The organism is Acinetobacter sp. YH16031, from assembly GCF_013417335.1.
GTDB lineage: Bacteria > Pseudomonadota > Gammaproteobacteria > Pseudomonadales > Moraxellaceae > Acinetobacter.
Map to the genome: position 1 here is coordinate 34,270 of NZ_VPED01000006.1, position 15,729 is coordinate 49,998.

Sequence of the window (15,729 nt, forward strand, 5' to 3'; positions counted from 1 at the left end):
ATACTTAAATAATAAATAAAATTTAGTTTTATAATATCTATTGCATATTAATTTAAGCCATGTTTATTATTAATTAAGAAATATTTTCTTAATAATTATTCTTCCCTTGGGGGTATTTTAAAATGTTAAAGCAAGTAGCTCTAATTGCATTAATGGGTCTTTCAGCATCTGCGATGGCAGGTCAATGGCAAGTAAAGGTGGGGGCTTCTGTATTAGCGCCTGCTCAGGAAACTGACCTGATTCCTGGTGTAGTTGAAGATGCTAAAGCAAGTAGCGAACTCAATTTCACTCCTTCAGTCGAATATTTTTTCAATGACAATATTTCAGCCGAATTATTATTGGCTACCCCATTTAAACATGATGTTGAGATGGCGGGTGATGTGAAAATTGCATCATTAAAACATCTACCACCAACGATCACAGCCAAATATAATTTTAAAAATTCAAGCCGCTTTACTCCATATATCGGTGTAGGTGCTACTGTATTCATTCCATGGGATGAAGAATTTAGCCAAACTGCAAAAGACGCATTAGGTGTAGCAAAGCTTGATGCAGATGTTGCTTATGGTGTAGCTGGCCAAGTCGGCTTTAACTTCCAGCCAGCGGATGCAAAAAACTGGGGTGTATTTGTTGATGCACGTTATGCAGACTTAGATACAGATCTGGAAGCAAGAACTGCTGATGGTACAAAAATTAATTTAGGTGAATTTGGAATCGATCCTTGGGTGTATACGATCGGTTATAGCTATAAATTCTAAGCTCCAATTTTTGGTTCATTTTTTCCAAACGCCTCATCTTGAATGGGGCTTTTTTTCAAAATAACAACGATTTATAACGTATTGAAATTGAGCAAATTGGCAATACTCAAATATATTAAAACGAATAAAGTAAATATTAATTGAATACGACTTAATAATAAGGAAGATCAAAGCATGAGTTTTTTGTCGAAGAGTCTTTTGATCTTCAGCACGCTGTTTATTTCACAGAGTTATGCTGCCAGTTTTAATTGTCAGAAAGCGACAACCGCGACTGAGAAAACAATTTGTGAACATCGTTTGCTGAATGACGCTGATGTCAAAATGAGTACCAGCTATAACATCTTGCGCCGTATGGTGCCGATGGGAACACGTTCGGTGATTCAACGCGATCAGGTGAAATGGCTACAATTTCGTGACCGCTGTCAGGAATCTGTATCCTGCTTGAGTCAGGTCTATAATATGCGTCAGCAGCAGCTGGATCTGCATTTTGATCGTATCTATAAGATGGGACCTTATTAAGTCTTATCCATCCCATCAATTAAACTGATAAAAATGAAAGCCATAAAAATATTTTTTGCGAAAAAATTATTTTAAGGCTATTGAAAATTATTGAACTCACTCCATTCATATAGGCAACAGTTAACATCTGTATCTAAAATAATAGGAGTGATTCATGAGCGATTTAAGCGTACAAAAACACAGTTTCCAGGCTGAGGTAGCGCAGTTACTGCACCTTGTGACCCATTCGCTTTATTCAAATCCTGAAATTTTCCTGCGTGAATTAATTTCTAATGCTTCAGATGCGTGTGACAAATTACGTTTTGAAGGGATCAACCATCCTGAATATTATGAAAATGATCCTGACCTCCGCGTACGTGTCAGCCTCGATCCAGAAAATAAAACTATTACCATTTCAGATAACGGGATCGGTTTAAGCCAGCAAGAAGCCATTGAAAATTTGGGGACAATTGCCAAATCTGGTACCAAAGACTTTATGTCAAAACTGACAGGTGATCAGAAAGCTGATGCTCAGCTGATTGGCCAGTTTGGTGTCGGCTTCTACTCAGGCTTTATTGTGGCTGATAAGATTACTGTAGAATCACGCCGTGCCGGTACGGATGCCTCAGAAGGGGTGCGCTGGATCAGTGGCGGTACCGGTGAATTCGAAGTTGAACAGATCACCAAAGAAGGCCGTGGTACCGATATTATTCTGCATCTGCGTGAAGATGCGTTGGATTATCTGCAAAGCTATAAAGTCAAACAGATCATCAATAAATACTCAGATCACATTAGCCTGCCAATCCAGATGCAAAAAGAAGTCTGGCAGGAAGAAGAATCTGCTGAAGGTGAAACACCAAAAGGCGGTCAATATGTGAAGACCGATGAGTGGGAAGCGATTAACTCGGCCAGCGCATTGTGGACTCGGAATAAATCTGAGATTACTGAAGAGCAATATACCGAATTCTATAAAAACCTGACTCATGATTTTGCTGCACCATTGGCTTGGGTGCATAACCGTGTTGAAGGTAGTACTGAATACACCCAACTGCTTTATATCCCAAGCAAGGCACCACAGGATATTTTTACCCGTGAAGCCAAAGCTGGCATCAAGCTGTATGTGAAACGTGTGTTCATTATGGATGATGCGGATAACCTGATTCCAAACTATCTGCGCTTTGTACAGGGCGTGGTAGACAGTGCCGATCTGCCATTGAACGTGAGCCGTGAATTGCTGCAGGAAAGCCGTGATGTGAAAACCATCCGTGAAGGCAATACCCGCCGTATTCTGACCACTTTGGATAATCTGGCAAAATCTGAAGATGAAAAAGATCAGGAAAACTTCAAAACTTTCTACCGCGAATTTGGTGCGGTGCTGAAAGAAGGTTTAGGTGAAGATTTCGGTAACCGCGAACGTATCTTGAAACTGCTGCGCTATGCAACTTCAACCAATGATGAAGTAAGCACTTCATTGGCGGACTATAAAGCACGCATGAAGGAAGGCCAGAAAGCGATTTACTATATTACTGCTGAAAGCCTGAATGCTGCGAAAAACTCACCGCAACTGGAAGTGTTCAAGAAAAAAGGCATTGAAGTATTGCTGATGTCAGAGCGCGTCGATGAATGGGCAATGAACTTCGTGCATGAGTTTGATGGTACGCCATTGCAAAATGTATCTAAGGGTGCAGTCGATCTAGGTGATCTGCAAGATGCGGAAGAGAAGAAAGCACTTGAAGCGGCTGCTGAACAGTTCAAACCTGTGGTTGAAAAGCTGACAGATTCTTTGAAAGACAAAACCAAAGAAGTACGTGTAACAACTCGTCTGGTTGATTCACCAGCGTGTCTGGTCACAGGAGAAGGGGAGCTTTCTCCACAACTGATCCGTATGCTGAAAGATGCAGGTCAGGCTGTACCGGATGTGAAGCCGATTCTGGAGATCAACCCGGAACATCCACTGGTGAAAAAACTGGAAGGTTCTGCCCAGTTTGATGATCTGGCCAATGTTATCTTTGATCAGGCGATGATTGCAGAAGGTGGTCTACCAGAAAATCCGGCTGAGTATGTAAAACGTATTAACAGCCTATTGTTGGGTTAATTTTTATATTTCAAAAATCCCTCTACGGAGGGATTTTTTATGTTCTGAAATTAGCTATTAAAACTTTAATTTTCTTTTAATAATTTAAAAAAACGATAGCCAGAATAAAAAAATACCTTTAAGTTTTAAATCTATAAAATAGATAATAATTAAAATATTAATTTATAATAACGATTATTAAGTTAAGAGAATTCTCCCATGAAAAAATCACTGATGATGAGTCTGAGTACAATCATTCTGATGTCAATGAGCGTAGCCACACTGGCCGATACTGAGTCCAAAAAAGTGACTCGTAGTGATCGTATTAGTTTTCAGGCACCAATGAAAAAAGAAGCGCCAAAAGTAAAACGAATTCAGCGTACAGACCGCGCGGTATGGAATATGCCACAGATGGAACAGCCTTCTTTGCAGCAAAAACGTGTGATTCGTAGTGATCGAATTACCTTTACAACGGTTGAGCACCGCCAATAAAAACTTATTGGATTCAGACATTAAAAAGCCCATATTTTATGGGCTTTTATAGTTTCGGATTTGTTCAAATTTAGAAAATGGCCTCAAGACGTACCATCGCACCCAGATAATGGCTGCGGTCCAGTCGGTCATCATTCAGATAGTTCAGGTCGCCTTGCACAAAGAACCATTCACGTAAGAAAGGCTGTCTCCAGGACACATAAGGTCCCCAGCGATTTAAGCGTAAATCTTTATCATCCAGATAGCCGCCCGTATAGATGCCATAGTTAAAGCGGTTGCCCTGGAAAAATTGATGCTGTCTGAAGGTATAGTTGTCCCAGGTCAAATCGTCTTCCTGCTCATCTGCATAGGTCAGATTTAACTGATTGGAAAAAAAGGCCTCATTGGGACGGGCATGAATCAGTTCCAGGTTAGTTCGCAAATAGTTTTCGCTCTGCAATCCATAGCGATAAATCTGTTCAGCATGAAAAGAGAAATCATTCTGCATCGCCCAGTCTTTACTGATTTTGGCTCGTACATAGATATCATCCCCAGAACGTACCCCCAGATCCAGATCGCTGTCGAAAGGTAGGCCATTTGAAAATTCTGACCAGCGGAGTGCAAATGAGCTGTTGTTTTCGCGGGTACGGCGAATATCCAGATTTTTATCCCGGGAATTGCCAGGATTTTCATTGGTAATCGCGACATTGGTGTCCAGTTCGTTATCCAGACTGTCATCACCAAAGACCAGACTTAACTTTTGTTCCAAGGTGGGAAGCTTGATTTTTCCTCGAATCCTCGGCTTGATTTCATAGTTTTCATATTTGTCCCAGCTATTATCCAGGATAATTCGCAAGGTCGCAGTCGCTGGCTCATCCGGGTTGGTCTGGCCAAACCAGTTATCAATCTTATGTGCGGTGCGGTCTGCCCATTCACGGATTCTTTTCTGCTTTTTGTCAGCCCAAGATTTATCTTCTGTTTCCTCAGTGGTGGGCACCATCGCTTCGTCTGACTGTTCAGGTAAAATCGTAGGCGTGGCATCGATCAAGCGTGGAATCTGATCTAAAATACCTGTACCTGTACCTGTACCTGTACCTGTAGGCTGTTCTGTTTCTGCAGGTTCTGTAGGAGATGCTTCTGCCCAAACTGGGCTACTACTTAATCCCACGCCAAGTGATAGCAATAAGATTCGAGTAATTTGGTTTATTCGCATGAGTTGATTCTTGCTCTTATCGTATTTTATTTACTGCGCTAGTTTTCTAAAAAATAAGGAAAAAAAGCAAGGATAAACTACATAACTACATCAATTATTTAATGATTTGTGCCTGAATTGCCATATAAAGATCTAAAACCCGTACCGGCTGTGACAATCCTAAAACAATTTGATGAATTTTTTGCCAATTCAAGTCCTTATCTCGTTTGAGCATTAAATAAGGATAAGCGATTTCCTGATTAGACAATGCCAGGCGGCGTTCCCCATGAATGACCCGAATTTTCTGATGTTCCTGTAATAATAAAATTGGAGTGGAAAAATCAGCGGGCGCTTCCTCAAAATTGATAAATTTCTTTTGATGAATACACCGAGCCGGAATATAGGCATAGCTTTCCTCAGGCATCCAGACCGTTTCGGCTTGTTGCAGATACATTTCACTGAAAAGATCTATCTGATCAAGGCAGGCACCTAAAGCTGCCCATGATATGGATTTTATCTCTATACAATGCCATCCACGCTGCATGCCCCAGTGCTGGATACAGGAATTGGCTTGCAAGAGACTCGGTGCGCCCAAGAGCATCAGATATTTCAGACCTTGCCCTTGCTGATCGGCCTGCATGGCAAGATAAACAGGACGTGCCTGCCAGTGGTCTTCCTCGGCATAATATAGCGCTATTTCCAGATCGGCCGGTTGGGAGACAGTCGGTTGTAATTCTAGGGCACAGAGACGCCGTATAGTCGCTCCAGCATGTTCTAAGGGATGCAGCAGGGCAGAGAATTTACCTAGCTGTATAGATTCAGGAAAATTAATATTTTCATCTATTATCAAAATAGAGGATGAACTATCCGTGTTGTCTATTTCTATAGACAGCTCAGCTGTTTTAGCTTCTTCTGTTTTGCCAGTTGCTCTGTCTAAATCAGGTTTAATTGTTTTAGACAATTGAGGTGCAGTGATCTTGGTCTGAATCTGCAAACTGCCCTGATGATAACGCGCGATTTCTAGGGTAAGCGTATTGAATTCGGCATCCTGAACAGATAAAGCCGGAATATCCAGTTGGGGATCGAGAGGAAAATATGCGTCTTGTTGCTGTTGCTGCAAAAGCCAGTGATGGCAATTTGCTAATTCATCCCATTCACTATGTAAAAAATCAGTTTGCTCTACAGGACCCAGCCAGATTTGCCAGCCTTGTTGTGGCTGATGCAAAAAGGCCCAGCCTGTTTCTGAATGTGCAGTGAGTGCCTGTTGCAGCTGGACAGGATTCTTAAAATAACCGCGATAACAGTGATGAAACTCGGTGCTCGCCGCAAACTGATGTGCTGCCAGCTCAGGCTGGACACGGGATTTAAAACTTAAAATCTGATTTTTAAAAACAGGTTCATCACAGAGATGAAAAATATCCTGGAGCCGTTTTTTGGTTCGGGCGGCTTCATATAAACTGAGGGATTTATGTTCTAGTTGCTGCCCCAATTCATTTAATTCTTTAATTAACTTTGCTTTTTCTAAAGCATTCATTTTAGCTCTCTAGATATATTTGAGTGCTTTATCCAGTGACTTGGCCATGATCATATTGACTGCAAGTTCTACCAGTTTATATTCGGTAGAGTTGGGATCTGGATAACGCTCAGCCATTTCAATCAAAAAATCCACAGAAATTGCCTGCGGAGAAATTTTTCCCTGTATTAATGCTTGAAGCTGGTTCATAACAAGAAAGTCTGAAATCAATAAAAGATCAGGTTCTGATTATAAGCATCTGTTTGACAAAATACTTGATTATTTTGAGTATTTTTTAAGCGAAATTGGTAGTTGTTTTTGAATAAAAAGTGAATGAAATCAAAATAAAATAAAAAATAATGAGGTTTTTAATGCTCTTTAAATAGAAGAACAAGTTAGATTTTTAAAATCCGGAAATAAAAACAGGCTGAATAATTCAGCCTGCTGGGAGATTTCGCTTAAAGACTTAAGCCGCTTTTTCAGTTTCTGCAGTTGCAGTATCTGTTGCTACAGTTTCAACTGGTGCTTTGCTCACAGGGAAATCTGGAAGATAAACTACTTGAGCCATTTGTGCTGAAGCTTGTAGAGAAAAAGCCATCACAGTTGCTGCGCATAAAAATTTAACAGTTTTCATAACATGACCTTTTGATATCTAGATGTTCAAGAGTTTGAACAAGAAAAAAGTTAGTCCTAAATCACGTGAAAAATAATATCAAATGGCAATTAATAAAAAATGATCAAATCGGCAAGAAAAGCAAATAAACTTAGATAAAACAATATATTAGAATATTTGCTCTAGATGGTTTTGGGTTGTTTTTTATACATTTTTTAGATGTTTTAGAAGTTTTTAAGCAAACATTTATTTGTTGATTATTTAAAACTAGAGATCTAGATTTAAATTTTTTTAAAGCAGTAAGGGTAGATTAGTATTTGTTCATTCCCTGTAAGTTTTTGCTATCGCTTGTTTGCTAAGAGCTGTAGAGAAATTTAAATCAACTAAGATGAATGCTTCTATCTTCACAGAGTGAGTGTTGAATCATGGCAATTGCAAAAGTGGTAGAAGTCAATTCAAGCAGTAGTAAAAGCTTTGAGGATGCAATTCAAAGTGGCATCGCGAAAGTCACAGAAACGATTAAAAATGTTCAAGGTGCCTGGATTAATGAACAGAAAGTCGTGATTAATGACAATAAAATTACCGAATATCGTGTGAATCTAAAGATCAGTTTTCTGGTTGAATAATTCATATCATCCATAAAAAAATCCCCATCTTGAATGGGGATTCTTTGATTTGATTTAGTTTTTATTCAGGCTTTGCCGGAACATCACAAGCATCTGTAGAACACTGATCAGCTGCTGGCTGTTGCTGTGGTTCCTCTAAAGCTTTTTCAAGAACTTGCAAGAAAACTTCCTTCGGCTGAGCACCTGCCAAAGCAATGCGCTGATCAAATACAAAGAAAGGAACACCGGTAACTTTGAGCTGGTCACGTGCTACTTCCTGGTCAAATTTAACAAAGTCCGCAAACTCATCCGAGTCGAGTAAATCATCTACTTCAACCGGGTTCAGGCCAATACGCGCCGCGACATCTTCCAACGTTTCACGTTCACCAATTGGCAGGCCTTGCGTCATATAGCTGTAGAAAAAAGCTTCCTGAGCTTCATTGCCCAAGCCTTTACTTTGTGCCAGGTGAATGATGCGATGCGCATTCAAGGTATTGCCAGAGTTGGCACCTTCCCAGTTAAATTCAATGCCTTCCTGTTTGGCCATGGCTGCGATATTGCGCTGCATGTCTTCAACTTCTGCCACTGAACGGCCATATTTTTGTGCCAAACGCTCAGAGTTGGAAACTTCCTGACGGACTGGCGCTTCAGGATCTAGCTGAAAACTATGCCAATGGACTTCAAGTTCAATTCCGCTTTCCTTTGCAGCAGCTTCCAGCCGTTTTTTACCAATATAGCAAAAAGGGCAGACCACATCTGACCAAATATCTACGCGCATGTCATGTCTCTAATCTTTGTCTTGTTAGAAGTATGAGGGTGAAGAACTGGAATTTAAAGCCCTGCATCCAGACTAAGTGCAGTTTTTTAATCATTCAAAATATTTAAGAAGTTAAGCTGATCAGATTCTTATGGATAGATTTGTCTTTGTTTATTTATTATTTTTCCCATAAAAAACGCCCCGTGGGGCGTTTTCTGAAGCGGTCAATTAAGCAGTTTTGACTGCAGCTTCTACTGCAAGCATATGACCATTTTCTTCAAAGTTAGAGTGCCAAGATAATGCTTCACGAAGCAGGTGAGGTGTATGGCCACCTTTTGCACATGCACGGTCGAAGTAGTCATTCAATGCATCTCGGTACATTGGGTGTGCACAGTTGTCGATGATCGCACGAGCACGTTCACGTGGCGCCAAACCACGAAGATCTGCCAGACCTTGTTCAGTCACTAAGATATCTACATCATGTTCAGCATGGTCAACGTGAGACGCAAATGGTACTACTGAAGAGATGTCGCCACCTTTCGCGATTGATTTAGTCACGAAGATTGCAAGGTGCGCATTACGAGCGAAGTCACCTGAACCACCAATACCGTTCATCATTTTGGTACCACATACGTGAGTTGAGTTCACGTTACCGTAAATATCAAACTCAAGTGCAGTGTTGATGCCGATAATACCTAAACGGCGTACCAGTTCAGGATGGTTTGAAATTTCCTGTGGACGTAATACAAGTTTGTCTTTGTAGTGCTCAAGGTTGTTAAATACTTTTTCGCCATATTTAGCAGAAAGTGTAATAGAAGAACCTGAAGCAAACTTCATTTTACCGGCATCGATCAATTCAAACGTACAGTCTTGTAGTACTTCTGAGTACATGATCAAGTCTTCGAAGTTTGAATCTTTCAGACCCGTCAATACGGCGTTTGCAATGGAACCGATCCCTGCTTGAAGAGGGCCAAGGTTTTTCGGTAAACGCTCTTCAGCCACTTCTTTTTCAAAGAAAGCAATCAAGTGGTTGGCAATTGATTGAGTCTCATCATCTGGTGCAGTTACAGTTGATGGAGAGTCATGCAATTCATTGTTGAATACGATACCCACGATTTTTGAAGGATCGATATTGATTGCATGTGTACCGATACGCTCATCCACTTGAGTCAATGGAATCGCTTGACGTGTTGGACGGTAAGTCGGGATATAGATGTCGTGCAAGCCTTCAAATGCAGGACTTAAATTCGTGTTGATTTCAACAATCACTTTCTCTGCAAAAATTGCAAAACTTGCAGAGTTACCTACAGAAGTTGTTGGAATGATGCCGCCATCTTCAGTGATCGCAACTGCTTCAATTACCGCTACATCAGGTTTTTTCAACTGCTGGTTACGCATCTGTTCAACGGTTTCAGACAAATGCTGATCGATGAACATCACTTCGCCTTTGTTAATCGCTTTACGTAAAGTGCTATCTACCTGGAATGGTAAACGACGTGCCAATACGCCTGCTTCAGTGAGTTGCTTGTCCAAATCGTTACCGAGTGATGCACCTGTGATCAACGTGATTTTCAGTGGATTTGCTTTTGCGCGTTGTACCAAAGCTAAAGGAACCGCCTTCGCTTCACCAGCGCGAGTAAAGCCACTCATACCCACAGTCATACCATCTTCGATGAATTCAGCAGCTTGTTCAGGGCTGATGACTTTGTTGTGTAGGGAGGCTAAACGGATACGATCTAAAGACATTTCAACTCTCATAAATTCTTAAATAATGATACGGATTGTACCGATCAAAAAATGTATTTTGCATAGGTGTTAGGCTAAGGTCTAATTTTTTAGCTAAATGTAGGTATAATGAAAAATGATGTTTTTTAAATGATTGAATTATTGGAAATTAAAATGAATTATATAGAAATACTAAAAAGTCGTTTGTTGCTTTTATGATCACTTACTAGAAGTGATCAGTGAGCGTTTGACGAATTTTATCCAAGGTGGTTGGGGTAGCAGGTGCCTCTGAATCTGCTGTTTTCAGGGGTAAGGCAATAATGGCTTCCAGACCACCTTCAGGCCGATTTTGGATATGCAGCTCACCTGAGTGAATATCAACAATACGTTTGACAATTGCCAGACCTAAACCACTGCCTTGTACGGTACGCGCAGAATTTCCACGAACAAAGGGTTGCATCAACGCTTCAATCTGGTCTTCTGGAATCCCTTCACCATGATCGGATACACTGATCATCAGTTTATGATCTTGTACATAGGCAGCAAGCTCGATCGGTTCAGCACCATAACGTTTCGAGTTATTGATCAGGTTGCCAATCAGGCGTTTCAGCGACATGCTGCGTACCTCAACCAGTGGTATCTCTTGAGGTGTAAAGCGGATATCAAGTGGCTTAAACTGCTTGACCAGTTCCTGCAACAGCACATTGACATTGGTTTCTTGCAGCTCTTCATCGGAGCCATCCCGCATATAGGAAATGAACTGGTTCAGAATGGCATCCATATCCTCCACGTCATAAATCAGACCTTCCTTGAGAAAGTCTTCATCCGGCATCATTTCTGCGCTAAGACGAATACGGGTCAACGGTGTACGCAGGTCATGTGAAATCCCCGCGAGCATGATTCGACGATCACGTTCGGTTTGATCTAAGGTATAAATCATCTGGTTAAAGGCATGATTCACCTGACGGATTTCCAGCGGACCATGATTAGTATCCAGATAAGGAGCGGAACCATTTTTACTATAGCTGTTTGCTGCATTCTGCAAGCGGCGTAAAGGACGGTTCAGCTGACGCACCAGCGTCAGGATAATAATACCGGCAATGAGCGGCGTACCCAGCAGCCAGCCTAGAATCAGTTCAGGGCTATAGTTGGCATAGGTCTTAAGAGGTTCACGTACCCAGTTGCCATTCATTTCAGGGGTTTGAATCCAGATGCGTGGACTTGGCTTGAACTGGAAATAAACGGTCGCCTGTTCGATTCTTAATTCTTTGGCCAGTTTGGTCTCAATCTGGTTAGTAAAGAATTCGGCAATGACCTTGTCTTTTACATTGGGGTATTCAGCCGGATTGGTGACATATTCGATTCCGATCCGGTTTTTGAGCCAGGTATCAATATCGACTTCCTGTTCCTTATGATAAAGACGCAGGTCTGGATTATTGAGAATTTCCAGCTCCATGGCCAGATAACGCGCGTGTTGCTGAATTTCAGGTAAATAAAGCGTACGCCAGAAAAACCAGATTGACATGAACAGGCTGAAACAGACCACAAAGACCACCAGTACAGTGGTTCGCATCGCTGCGGAGCGCGGTTTGATTTTGTCCAGAAAGCGTTCCCAAGGGGTACGTTTTTTTTCTGAGTAGCTGACAAAATCGGTAAATTTTTGTGGGTCGATGGGGTCGAGTTTCACTGAGCAATCCTGTGCTATGACTTCAGCAAATTATTATGAGTTGATTAAAAGGCCTTATCACACCGGAGTCAAACCATCTGTAATTTAGATATAGGTTGAAACCTTCGGTTCGACCTACTTTTGTTTCGGCAAAAGTAGGCAAAACCATTTTCATTCGCAAAACTCGTCAAATTGCGGCAAGTAATCAATTTATCGCAGAAACATTAGAGATGAATACCTCCTGCCTCAAACAGTTGCGAATGAATTTGTCACGTAATTAAAAACTAAATTGATAGACGGACGAATATTTTACTTTCTTCTAATAAGAAAATTATTCAGCACCATCTGGAACAAACACATAACCGACACCCCAAACGGTTTGAATATAACGCGCACGGGCAGGGTTTTCTTCAATTAGGCGACGTAAGCGTGATACCTGAACGTCAATTGAACGCTCCATCGCACCCCATTCACGGCCACGTGCCAGATTCATCAGCTTGTCACGCGTTAAAGGTTCACGTGGGTGTTGTACCAGCGCTTTCAATACTGCAAATTCACCAGTGGTCAGGGTCACTACCTGGCCCTCACGAGTCAGAGTACGAGTGGACAGATCCAGTGACCAGGGGCCAAAGGATACCACTTCCATTTGCTGGCTAGGAGCGCCTGGAACTTCACGGACTTGACGACGCAAAACTGCACGGATACGTGCCAGCAATTCATTTGGATTAAATGGTTTAGGCAGGTAATCATCTGCACCGGCTTCCAGACCTGCAATACGATCTGAATCGCTGCCACGTGCGGTGAGCATAATGATTGGAATATCAATATTCGACTGGCGTAGGCGACGACAGATACTGAGGCCATCTTCTACAGGCAGCATAAAATCGAGCACAATTAGAGAAAACAGTTCCCGCTGTAATAGTCGATCCATCTGGGTGGCATCGTGCGCAGTTTTAACGACGAAGCCTTTATCTTCAAGGAAACGTTGTAACAGGGTACGCAGACGCACATCATCATCGACAACCAGGATGCGCTCGACCCGGTCGGTTTCGGTATGTACAGCATCGGGTTTTTCAGCAGGTACCACTAAACTCATGAGGTGCTCCTTTATTCTTTATTGTCGTCATAAACAAAAAATGAAATATGCTTTGAGTATACGATTCATTACTATTAATTGACTATGCTCTAAAGCATCAAATATTGCAGTTAAAATCAAGACATAGATACCAAATATATACATCTATATGCGAAAAAAATCGTCCTGGAACAAGAATAAAAAGCAAAGTTCATGCAAACTTTAGTGGAAAAACTGGAAAACGATCGTATACGGTTATATGAAGCTTATATAAATTAATAAAAACAATGGTGGATTTTATAGACCTGGTCTTTATAATCATGCCATTTAGTACTTATCCTTGTGGGATCAAACACGATGACTGACTTAGTTCAGCAGTTGGCAAAAGAACTTGCCGTACGTCCAAATCAAGTAGAAGCTGCCATCAAACTGATTGATGAGGGTGCCAGCGTTCCTTTCATTGCACGTTACCGTAAAGAAGTAACGCAGGGCTTAGACGATACGCAACTACGCCAGCTCGATACACGTTTATCGTATTTGCGTGATTTGTATGAACGCCGTGAAAAGGTGATCGAATCACTAAAAGAACAAAATAAATTATCTGATGATTTATTGGCACGGGTGAATGCGGCAGAAACTAAAAATGCCCTAGAAGAAATTTACGCACCATACCGTCCAAAACGTACCAGCAAATCGTTTAAAGCCAAAGAAGCCGGTTTAGGTCCGATTGCAGAAAAAATCTTTACTGAAGCCGTGGATCCAGCAGAAGCATTAGCGGGCTTTAGCCATGAAGATTATCCAGATCAGGAAAGCCAGCTTGATGCAATCCAGCACATCCTGATTGATGACTGGGCACAGAATATTGCGTTGACCACTGAGCTTAAAGCAATGTTTGCTAAAACTGCTGTGCTGAAAAGTCTGGTCGCTAGCGAAGAGAAAAAAGAAGTTGGTAAAAAATTCCGTGATTACTTCGATTTCTCTGAAAATCTGAACAAGGTACCTTCACACCGCTTATTGGCAATGCTACGTGGTCGTCAGGAAAATGTCCTGGGCTTGAAAGTAGATGGTGAAGATGATGCACCATTGGCACGTATTGAAACTGAATACAACCTGGATACCATTCAGCCGCAATCTCGTCAGGATTTCCTGAAACAGACTGCAAAACTGTTCTGGCTTGGTAAAGTTCGTCCAACGATCGAACATTCATTATTGACTGAAAAACGTCTGGCTGCTGAAGCTGAAGCAATGCAGGTCTTTGCTGAAAACCTGCGTCATTTACTGCTTTCTGCGCCTGCAGGCGCACGTACGACACTGGGCGTAGATCCTGGTATCCGTACTGGCGTAAAACTGGCAGTGGTGAATGAATCAGGTGATGTATTGGCACATAGCACCATTTACCCATTTGCACCGAAAGATGATAAAGAAGGTTCACAGACTGAATTGGCACGTCTTTGCCGCGAATTCAATGTTGACCTGATTGCAATCGGTAATGGTACGGCAAGCCGTGAAACTGAAGCATTGGTTGCTGAAATGATGGCTGCAAATAGCGACCTGAAATTGACTCGTGTTTCTGTTTCAGAAGCGGGTGCTTCTGTTTACTCAGCATCTGAACTGGCTTCTCAGGAATTGCCTGAACTTGATGTATCGATCCGTGGTGCAGTATCAATTGCACGCCGTCTGCAAGATCCATTAGCAGAACTGGTGAAAATCGATCCTAAATCCATTGGTGTAGGTCAGTACCAGCATGATGTGAACCAGACCGGTCTGGCAAAAACTCTTGAAGCAGTGGTTGAAGACTGTGTGAACTCGGTCGGTGTGGATGTAAATACTGCATCTGCTGCGATCCTGGGATATATCGCAGGTCTGAACAAATCAATCGCGCAGCAAATCGTGGACTTCCGTAAAGAAAATGGCCGTTTTGACAATCGTCAGGATCTGAAAAAAGTGCCACGTCTAGGCGAACGTACTTTTGAACAGGCAGCGGGTTTCTTGCGTATCCAGCAAGGTTCAGAACCATTAGATGCTTCTGCAGTTCACCCTGAGTCTTATCCACTGGTATCTAAAATTGTTGAAGCAAAAGCAATGACTGTTAAAGACATCATTGGTAATACTGAAATCATTCGTCAGGTCAATGCTGAAGAGTTTGTGGATGATAAATTCGGTCTGCCAACCGTTCAGGATGTTTTAGCTGAACTGGAAAAACCAGGCCGTGACCCACGTCCAGAATTCCGTACCGCAAAATTCCGTGATGATATTACTGAAGTGGCTCAATTGACTGAAGGCATGCAGCTGGAAGGTGTAGTCACCAATGTGACTAACTTCGGTGCTTTCGTTGATGTTGGTGTACATCAGGATGGTTTGGTACACATTTCTGAACTTGCCAATGAATTTGTGGCTGATCCGCATAAAGTGGTGAAACCAGGTCAAATCGTACAAGTTCGTGTACTGAACGTTGATGTTGAACGTAACCGTGTCAATCTGTCGATGCGTCCTGAAGGCTCTGAAGCGCCAGCGAAAGCACCACGTCAACCACGTCGTGACAATGAGCAACGCGGTGAGCGTAAGCCACAAGGTAAACGTCCACAGCATGCGCGTCCGCAAGGTGATCGCCCGCATGGCAAGAAACCTCAGTCGGCTAAACCACAAGAAAATAAAATTGGTGGTTTAGGTGCACTATTACTTCAAGCCGGGATTAAAGGTTCGAAATAATCTTTAGGCTCTAAACGAAAAACCTCCCTTTTGGGAGGTTTTTCATATCGACAATATTAAAAAATCTCAAAGA

At 41.9% G+C, this 15,729-nt stretch carries 14 protein-coding genes; 6 read left to right on the top strand and 8 right to left on the bottom strand.

Features of this window, described 5'->3' with window-relative positions:
* Positions 1 to 122: 122 nt before the first annotated feature.
* The 4 genes from FTV31_RS04485 to FTV31_RS04500 all read left to right on the top strand — a co-directional run bounded on the left by FTV31_RS04485 (position 123) and on the right by FTV31_RS04500 (position 3,822).
* Positions 123 to 758 carry an OmpW family protein gene (locus FTV31_RS04485; RefSeq protein WP_180013272.1) on the top strand — a complete coding sequence of 212 codons (636 nt, stop codon included), beginning with the start codon at positions 123 to 125 and terminating at the stop codon, positions 756 to 758.
* A 174-nt stretch (positions 759 to 932) separates the two neighbouring features.
* The gene (locus tag FTV31_RS04490; protein ID WP_034170983.1) at positions 933 to 1,277 is read left to right on the top strand and encodes a lysozyme inhibitor LprI family protein; all 345 of its coding nucleotides are present in this window, start codon (positions 933 to 935) and stop codon (positions 1,275 to 1,277) included.
* 154 nt (positions 1,278 to 1,431) lie between these two features.
* Positions 1,432 to 3,351 (top strand): molecular chaperone HtpG, encoded by a 1,920-nt coding sequence (gene htpG, locus FTV31_RS04495; protein ID WP_180013274.1) that lies wholly within the window; start codon positions 1,432 to 1,434, stop codon positions 3,349 to 3,351.
* Positions 3,352 to 3,549: 198 nt separating this feature from the next.
* On the top strand, positions 3,550 to 3,822 hold the full coding sequence (locus tag FTV31_RS04500; protein WP_180013276.1) for a hypothetical protein: 273 nt from the start codon (positions 3,550 to 3,552) through the stop codon (positions 3,820 to 3,822).
* Positions 3,823 to 3,892: 70 nt separating this feature from the next.
* Here FTV31_RS04500 and FTV31_RS04505 read toward each other — a convergent pair whose 3' ends face one another.
* The 4 genes from FTV31_RS04505 to FTV31_RS04520 all read right to left on the bottom strand — a co-directional run bounded on the left by FTV31_RS04505 (position 3,893) and on the right by FTV31_RS04520 (position 7,140).
* The gene (locus tag FTV31_RS04505; protein WP_180013278.1) at positions 3,893 to 5,014 is read right to left on the bottom strand and encodes a hypothetical protein; all 1,122 of its coding nucleotides are present in this window, start codon (positions 5,012 to 5,014) and stop codon (positions 3,893 to 3,895) included.
* Positions 5,015 to 5,108: 94 nt separating this feature from the next.
* Positions 5,109 to 6,527 (bottom strand): hypothetical protein, encoded by a 1,419-nt coding sequence (locus FTV31_RS04510; RefSeq protein ID WP_180013280.1) that lies wholly within the window; start codon positions 6,525 to 6,527, stop codon positions 5,109 to 5,111.
* Positions 6,528 to 6,536: 9 nt separating this feature from the next.
* The gene (locus FTV31_RS04515) at positions 6,537 to 6,716 is read right to left on the bottom strand and encodes a hypothetical protein (protein WP_004781696.1); all 180 of its coding nucleotides are present in this window, start codon (positions 6,714 to 6,716) and stop codon (positions 6,537 to 6,539) included.
* A 256-nt stretch (positions 6,717 to 6,972) separates the two neighbouring features.
* On the bottom strand, positions 6,973 to 7,140 hold the full coding sequence (locus FTV31_RS04520) for a hypothetical protein (RefSeq protein WP_004781698.1): 168 nt from the start codon (positions 7,138 to 7,140) through the stop codon (positions 6,973 to 6,975).
* Positions 7,141 to 7,544: 404 nt separating this feature from the next.
* Here FTV31_RS04520 and FTV31_RS04525 point away from each other — a divergent pair, with 404 nt between their 5' ends.
* Positions 7,545 to 7,745 (top strand): dodecin family protein, encoded by a 201-nt coding sequence (locus FTV31_RS04525; RefSeq protein ID WP_179991974.1) that lies wholly within the window; start codon positions 7,545 to 7,547, stop codon positions 7,743 to 7,745.
* Positions 7,746 to 7,806: 61 nt separating this feature from the next.
* Here FTV31_RS04525 and FTV31_RS04530 read toward each other — a convergent pair whose 3' ends face one another.
* The 4 genes from FTV31_RS04530 to ompR all read right to left on the bottom strand — a co-directional run bounded on the left by FTV31_RS04530 (position 7,807) and on the right by ompR (position 12,968).
* The gene (locus tag FTV31_RS04530; protein WP_159123435.1) at positions 7,807 to 8,502 is read right to left on the bottom strand and encodes a DsbA family oxidoreductase; all 696 of its coding nucleotides are present in this window, start codon (positions 8,500 to 8,502) and stop codon (positions 7,807 to 7,809) included.
* Between the two features lie 207 nt (positions 8,503 to 8,709).
* Positions 8,710 to 10,227 carry an acetyl-CoA hydrolase/transferase family protein gene (locus tag FTV31_RS04535; protein ID WP_180013282.1) on the bottom strand — a complete coding sequence of 506 codons (1,518 nt, stop codon included), beginning with the start codon at positions 10,225 to 10,227 and terminating at the stop codon, positions 8,710 to 8,712.
* A gap of 205 nt (positions 10,228 to 10,432) precedes the next feature.
* Positions 10,433 to 11,893 carry an ATP-binding protein gene (locus FTV31_RS04540; protein WP_180013284.1) on the bottom strand — a complete coding sequence of 487 codons (1,461 nt, stop codon included), beginning with the start codon at positions 11,891 to 11,893 and terminating at the stop codon, positions 10,433 to 10,435.
* 310 nt (positions 11,894 to 12,203) lie between these two features.
* On the bottom strand, positions 12,204 to 12,968 hold the full coding sequence (gene ompR / locus FTV31_RS04545) for a two-component system response regulator OmpR (RefSeq protein WP_004781707.1): 765 nt from the start codon (positions 12,966 to 12,968) through the stop codon (positions 12,204 to 12,206).
* 336 nt (positions 12,969 to 13,304) lie between these two features.
* On the opposite strand from ompR, the gene FTV31_RS04550 reads away from it, so the two are divergent.
* Entirely contained in the window at positions 13,305 to 15,656 is a 2,352-nt protein-coding gene (locus FTV31_RS04550; protein ID WP_180013286.1) for a Tex family protein, read from the top strand.
* Positions 15,657 to 15,729 lie beyond the last annotated feature (73 nt).

Excerpts from the sequence above, each read along its gene's own strand:
- FTV31_RS04485 (WP_180013272.1), top strand. The coding sequence starts at position 123 with ATGTTAAAGCAAGTAGCTCTAATTGCATTAATGGGTCTTTCAGCATCT.
- FTV31_RS04490 (WP_034170983.1), top strand. The coding sequence starts at position 933 with ATGAGTTTTTTGTCGAAGAGTCTTTTGATCTTCAGCACGCTGTTTATT.
- htpG (WP_180013274.1), top strand. The coding sequence starts at position 1,432 with ATGAGCGATTTAAGCGTACAAAAACACAGTTTCCAGGCTGAGGTAGCG.
- FTV31_RS04500 (WP_180013276.1), top strand. The coding sequence starts at position 3,550 with ATGAAAAAATCACTGATGATGAGTCTGAGTACAATCATTCTGATGTCA.
- FTV31_RS04505 (WP_180013278.1), bottom strand. The coding sequence starts at position 5,014 with ATGCGAATAAACCAAATTACTCGAATCTTATTGCTATCACTTGGCGTG.
- FTV31_RS04510 (WP_180013280.1), bottom strand. The coding sequence starts at position 6,527 with ATGAATGCTTTAGAAAAAGCAAAGTTAATTAAAGAATTAAATGAATTG.
- FTV31_RS04515 (WP_004781696.1), bottom strand. The coding sequence starts at position 6,716 with ATGAACCAGCTTCAAGCATTAATACAGGGAAAAATTTCTCCGCAGGCA.
- FTV31_RS04520 (WP_004781698.1), bottom strand. The coding sequence starts at position 7,140 with ATGAAAACTGTTAAATTTTTATGCGCAGCAACTGTGATGGCTTTTTCT.
- FTV31_RS04525 (WP_179991974.1), top strand. The coding sequence starts at position 7,545 with ATGGCAATTGCAAAAGTGGTAGAAGTCAATTCAAGCAGTAGTAAAAGC.
- FTV31_RS04530 (WP_159123435.1), bottom strand. The coding sequence starts at position 8,502 with ATGCGCGTAGATATTTGGTCAGATGTGGTCTGCCCTTTTTGCTATATT.
- FTV31_RS04535 (WP_180013282.1), bottom strand. The coding sequence starts at position 10,227 with ATGTCTTTAGATCGTATCCGTTTAGCCTCCCTACACAACAAAGTCATC.
- ompR (WP_004781707.1), bottom strand. The coding sequence starts at position 12,968 with ATGAGTTTAGTGGTACCTGCTGAAAAACCCGATGCTGTACATACCGAA.
- FTV31_RS04550 (WP_180013286.1), top strand. The coding sequence starts at position 13,305 with ATGACTGACTTAGTTCAGCAGTTGGCAAAAGAACTTGCCGTACGTCCA.